Origin of the sequence: Actinoplanes sp. NPDC051633, from assembly GCF_040681735.1 — a bacterium.
Classification (GTDB): Bacteria; Actinomycetota; Actinomycetes; order Mycobacteriales; family Micromonosporaceae; genus Actinoplanes.
This window is the reverse complement of sequence record NZ_JBFAZH010000597.1, coordinates 1-4900: the sequence shown is the minus strand read 5'-3', so window position 1 is coordinate 4900 and position 4900 is coordinate 1. Positions and strand designations below refer to the sequence as shown.

Annotated in this window: 4 protein-coding genes and 2 pseudogenes; 1 reads left to right on the top strand and 5 read right to left on the bottom strand. The window is 71.6% G+C overall.

What is annotated here, in order from left to right:
- Positions 1-260 precede the first annotated feature (260 nt).
- A complete protein-coding gene (locus AB0M20_RS27515; RefSeq protein WP_364302992.1) occupies positions 261-533 on the top strand; it encodes a hypothetical protein in 273 nt (90 codons plus the stop codon).
- Positions 534-605: 72 nt separating this feature from the next.
- Here the strand turns inward: AB0M20_RS27515 and AB0M20_RS27510 are convergent.
- The 5 genes and pseudogenes from AB0M20_RS27510 to AB0M20_RS27490 form a co-directional block, all read right to left on the bottom strand.
- A pseudogene (locus AB0M20_RS27510) lies at positions 606-728 on the bottom strand (ATP-binding domain-containing protein); the annotation flags it as partial.
- 14 nt (positions 729-742) lie between these two features.
- A complete protein-coding gene (locus tag AB0M20_RS27505; protein ID WP_364302989.1) occupies positions 743-1390 on the bottom strand; it encodes a hypothetical protein in 648 nt (215 codons plus the stop codon).
- Between the two features lie 86 nt (positions 1391-1476).
- Positions 1477-1686, bottom strand: a complete 210-nt coding sequence (locus tag AB0M20_RS27500) for a PspC domain-containing protein (RefSeq protein WP_364302987.1) — start codon at positions 1684-1686, stop codon at positions 1477-1479.
- Between the two features lie 116 nt (positions 1687-1802).
- Positions 1803-2897 (bottom strand): annotated as a pseudogene (gene rho / locus AB0M20_RS27495) (transcription termination factor Rho); the annotation flags it as partial.
- Between the two features lie 281 nt (positions 2898-3178).
- The coding region (locus AB0M20_RS27490) for a molybdopterin cofactor-binding domain-containing protein (protein WP_364302985.1) at positions 3179-4900 on the bottom strand (1722 nt) is incomplete at its 5' end.

Sequence of the window (4900 nt, the reverse complement as noted above, 5' to 3'; positions counted from 1 at the left end):
GTCGGGGGCGGCGTCGGCCGCGGCGGCGGCCGCGGATGGGACGAACAGTGCCGGGATCAGCAGGGTCAGCAGGGCAAGCAGGCGGGACAGAGGAACGGACATCGACGGTGAGTCCTTCCCGAAAGGTGGATGACCGACGCTAACGGCCCGCTCTCAGCGGAGGCAAGGGCCATCGGTTCTCCTGTGGACAACCATGGACGTCACGTTGTGTGATGAACCGGCGGCCTCCGTGATCCGTTCTGTCATACGGAGGTGGAGTCGTGATCGTGGTGATGCTGCTGACTCTGGTGCTGGGGGCGATGATCGTCTTCGCCGTATGGTGCGTGCTGCGTGACGGTGCGGGACGCAGGTCCGGCGCCCATGCGGAGCCCCGGCCGGAGCGGGCCGAGCCGTCGCCGGGCAGCCTCGAGGGCGTGCTGGTCACACAGCTGACCCAGGGGGAGATCACGCGGGGGCAGTACCGCCGGGCGATGACGCTGATCGCCGCCCGCGAGGAGGAACGCCGTCCGATGCCGGTGCCGACCGACGACTGACCGACCGACGACTGACCAGCGCCGCGATCTCGGCGGGCGGTGAGCCGGGGTGCAGCAGGCGAGCCGGTGGGTCGCGCGGGTCATCGCCACGTACAGGTCGTTGCGCCCGCGCGGTGACGCGGCGAGGATCGCCGCGGGGTCGGCGACCAGCACGCAGTCGAACTCGAGGCCTTTGGCCTCGGTCACCCCGAGCACGACGATCGGGGCGGTCAGGTCACGCCCTTTCCCGGGTACGCGCGCGACAAGGTCCCCGATTCGATGACCAGGGGCGATGATCGCCACCTGACCCCGTCGCGCCTCCTCGCCGCGATGGCCGCGAGCCGGCCGGCCAACTCCCGCTCGGTGGTCCGCATCCGCCAGGGGAGCACGCCCTCCGCCCGCACGGACACCGGCCCGCCGTCGTCGCGCCGCAGCGGTGCGGCGGCGTCCATGATCTCGGCCGGTGTCCGATAGTTGACCGACAGCCGCGCCATCCGCCACCGGTCCCCGGCATGCGGCCGCAGGGCGCCCTCCCACGAGTCGGCACCCCCGGGCGCGGAGGTCTGCCCGACATCACCGGCCACCGTCATCGACCGGCCGGGCACCCGACGCAACACCATCCGCCAGGCCATGGCCGACAGCTCCTGCGCCTCGTCGACGACGACGTGCCCGTAGGCCCATCGCTGATCCCGAGCGGCGCGCCCGGCGAGCGACCCGTCGCCGTGCGGGCCCGCCTTCTCCTCGCCGATCAGCTCGGCCGCCTCGTCCAGCAGCGGAATGTCCGCCGCGGACCAGCCGCCACCCGGAATGCCACGGCGCTGAACGCGACCGACTGGAAAATTCTCCGGCGTGCGCCGGTGCTGTTCGTCGGCGAGCACGACGTCCAGAGTGCGGAGAGCCCGCCGGAAGAAACAGTCTTGTTCTTCCGGCGGGCGTCAGCCGATGATCAACAGGGCGGAGAAGGTCACTCGGACGGCATCAGGATCCAGAGGATCGGGTAGATCAGGATCTGACTTCCCGGGATCACGATCAGGGTGGCTGCGAAGATCAGCCGGGTGATCCAGGGGTCGAGGCCGAACCGGCGGGCCATGCCGGCGCACACCCCACCCAGGATGCGTCCGTCACGCGGGCGGCTGAGGCCCTGGCGCGCCATGGAGGAGTGGACGGTGTTCATGTTTCTCGCTTCCCTTGCGGTCGAGGTAATTGCTGATACCTCGATGGTGCGGGTGCGGGCACCCCAGCCGCATCGGGGATGGTCCTGGTCAGGACCCTGAGTTTCAACCCGAAGGATCAGGCCTGGGGGAGGGCCCGGGCCACCTGGGCCAGCAACGCCGCGTTGCCCGGGGTGCCGCGCAGCTGCGTGAGCAGTTGCTGCAGACCGTGCGGCTGGTCGCCGAGGAAGCGCCGCAGCCGGTGGGTGATCGCTAGCTCGGCCGGGTCGAGCAGCAGCTCGTCGTGCCGGGTGCCGGACGACGCCGGGTCGATGGCCGGGAAGGTGCGCGACTCGGCCAGCCCGCGGTCCAGCTTGAGCTCGGCGTTGCCGGTGCTCTTGAACTCCTCGAAGATCACCGTGTCCATCGCCGAGCCGTTCTCGACCAGCGCGGTCGCGATGATGGTCAGCGAGCCGCCGTGCTCGATGTTGCGGGCGGCGCCGAGGAAACGCTTCGGCGGGTAGAGCGCGGTGGAGTCGAGGCCGCCGGAGAGCGTACGCCCACGGCCGGGGGTGGCCAGGTTGTACGCCCGCCCGAGCCGGGTGATCGAGTCGAGCAGCACGACCACGTCGCGTCCCTGCTCGACCAGCCGCTTGGCCCGCTCGATGGTGAGCTCGGCGACGGCGGTGTGCTCGTGCGGCGACCGGTCGAAGGTCGAGGAGATGACCTCGCCCTGGACCGAGCGCTCCATGTCGGTGACCTCTTCGGGCCGCTCGTCGACCAGCAGCACCATCAGGTGGCACTCCGGGTTGTTGAGGGTTACCGCGTTGGCGATGGCCTGCATCACCATGGTCTTGCCGGCCTTGGGCGGCGCGACGATCAGCGCCCGCTGGCCCTTGCCGATCGGCATGACCAGGTCGATGACCCGGGTGGTCAGCAGGTGCGGCTCGGTCTCGAGCCGCAGCCTCTCCTGCGGGTAGAGCGGGGTGAGGTCGTAGAAGCCGGGCCGCCTGCGGGCGTCGGCCGGGTCACCGCCGTTGACGGTGTCGAGGTCCAGACTCGCCGGCCGGCGGCCGCTGACGTGTGCCACGCCGGTGACGTGGTCGCCGCGGCGCAGCCCGAGCGAGCGGACGGAGGAGGGGGAGATGGGCACGTCGTCCGGCCCGGGCGCGTAGCCCTCGGCGCGGATCCAGGCCCGGTCGTCGACGATGTCGAGCATCCCGTCGACCTTGACGTCGGTGTCGGCGGCGGGTGACCCGTCCGCCGGGCGATTCTGCGGGCGGTCGGCGGCGGGCCGGCGGCTGCCCCGGCGCCTGGTGGGCGCCTGTGTGTCGGTCATGTGTGGTGCTCCTTGAAGGAATGGGATAGGAGATGCCGCTCGGGCCAGAGAGCCGAGCCTGTGCAGAAGTGGCGTGACGCCACTGGAAGAAACAGCCGGATCAACGAAACGATCGGGCTTGAAGAGGCAGTGCGGGAGTCGTCACCGCGACCTGCTGCCGCCAAGATAGCGCGAGATCAGCGGGTCGGCAACTCCATCCACACCCTGTCGCGGGTGAACGGCGGTTCGGTGAAGCGGACGCCGGTGGCGTCGCGCAGGGCGTTGGCCAGGGCCGGAGCGACCGGGTTGAACGGGCTCTCGCTCATCGACTTGGCACCGAGCGGACCGATCGTGTCGGAGGTCTCCGCCAGGAACACCTCGGTCTGCGGCACGTCCGCGTAGGTGGGCAAATGGTACTGCCGGAAGCCGGCCGTGGTGACCCGCCCCGCGCTGTCGATGTCGACGTGTTCGGCGAGCGCGGCGCCGAGCGCCTGCGCCACGCCGCCCTCGATCTGCCCGCGGATCTGCAGCGGGTTCATCACCGTGCCGGCATCGGCGCTGTGCACGCTGCTCAAGATCGAGATTTCTCCGGTACGCGGGTCCACCGCCACCCGGAACCAGTGCGCGTTGAACGCCACCGACCGGGGACTGCCGCCCCAGTGCCCCGACGCGGTCAGCGGACCCCCGGCCCGGGCCGCCACCTCCTTGAGCGTGGGCCCGTCCACCACCGCGTCGACGGTCAGCTCACGCGCGCCCGGCGATTGCCGCGCGGCCGCCTGCAGGATGGCCGCCCGCAGCCCGCGCGCCGCGTGCAGCACCGCCTTGCCGGCCACCACCACCCCGGTGGACGCGAACGCGCCGGTGTCGTGCCCGACCACGTCGGTGTCGGACTGCCGGATGGTGATCCGGTCCGGCGTGGTGCCCAGCGCGTCGGCGGCGATCTGCGCGTGCACGGTGGTGCTGCCGTTGCCGAACTCGGCGGTGCCGACGGCCAGGTCGTACGTGCCGTCGGGCAGCAGGGTCGCGGTCGCGTCGGCGAAGTGCCCGCCGGGCGGCCCGGCCGCGATCATCGCGATCGCCATGCCGTCGCCGACCAGCCACCCGGCCGGCGCCTCGAACGGTCGCGCGGCCGCCGCGCGGACGTGCTCCAGGCACTGATCGAGGCCGTAGCTGGCGATGGTCAGGTCGTCGTCGTGGCTGCCCGGCGCGGTCATCGGCTCGCCGGGCCGCACCACCGTACGCTCGCGGAAGGTGACCGGGTCCATGCCGATCCGCCGGGCCAGCTCGTCCATTGCGGACTCGATCGCGAAGGTCACCTGGCCCAGCCCGTAGCCGCGGAAAGCGCCGGACGGGACCGTGTTGGTGTAGACGGTCGTGGCGTCGGTGCGCTTGTTGGCGCAGCGGTAGACCGACAGCGACTCGTGGCAGCCGTGATACATGACGGCGGGACCGTGGTTGCCGTACGCGCCGGTGTCCGTGACGACCGTCAGGTCGATCGCGGTGAGCGTGCCGTCCCGCCGCGCCCCCGCCCTGATCCGCACCGTGAACGGGTGCCGGGTGGTGGCCGACGTGAACTGCTCGGCCCGGGTGAACTCCCACTTCACCGGCCGCCCGGTGCGCAGCACGGCGAGCGCGACCAGGTCCTCGGTGAGCATCTCCTGCTTGCCGCCGAATCCGCCGCCGACCCGGCCGGTCAGCACCCGCACGCGGTCCAGCGGCAGGTCGTACAACGCGGCGAGCGCCCGCCGGGTGAGGAACGGCGTCTGGGTGCTCGAGCGCACCACCAGCCGCCCGTCGTCGTCCAGCCACCCGAGCGAGCCGTGCGTCTCCAGGGCCGCGTGCTGCACTCTGCGCGTACGGAAGGTGTCCTCGAAAACGGCGTCGGCCGACGCGAAGCCGGCGGCGACGTCACCCAGCTC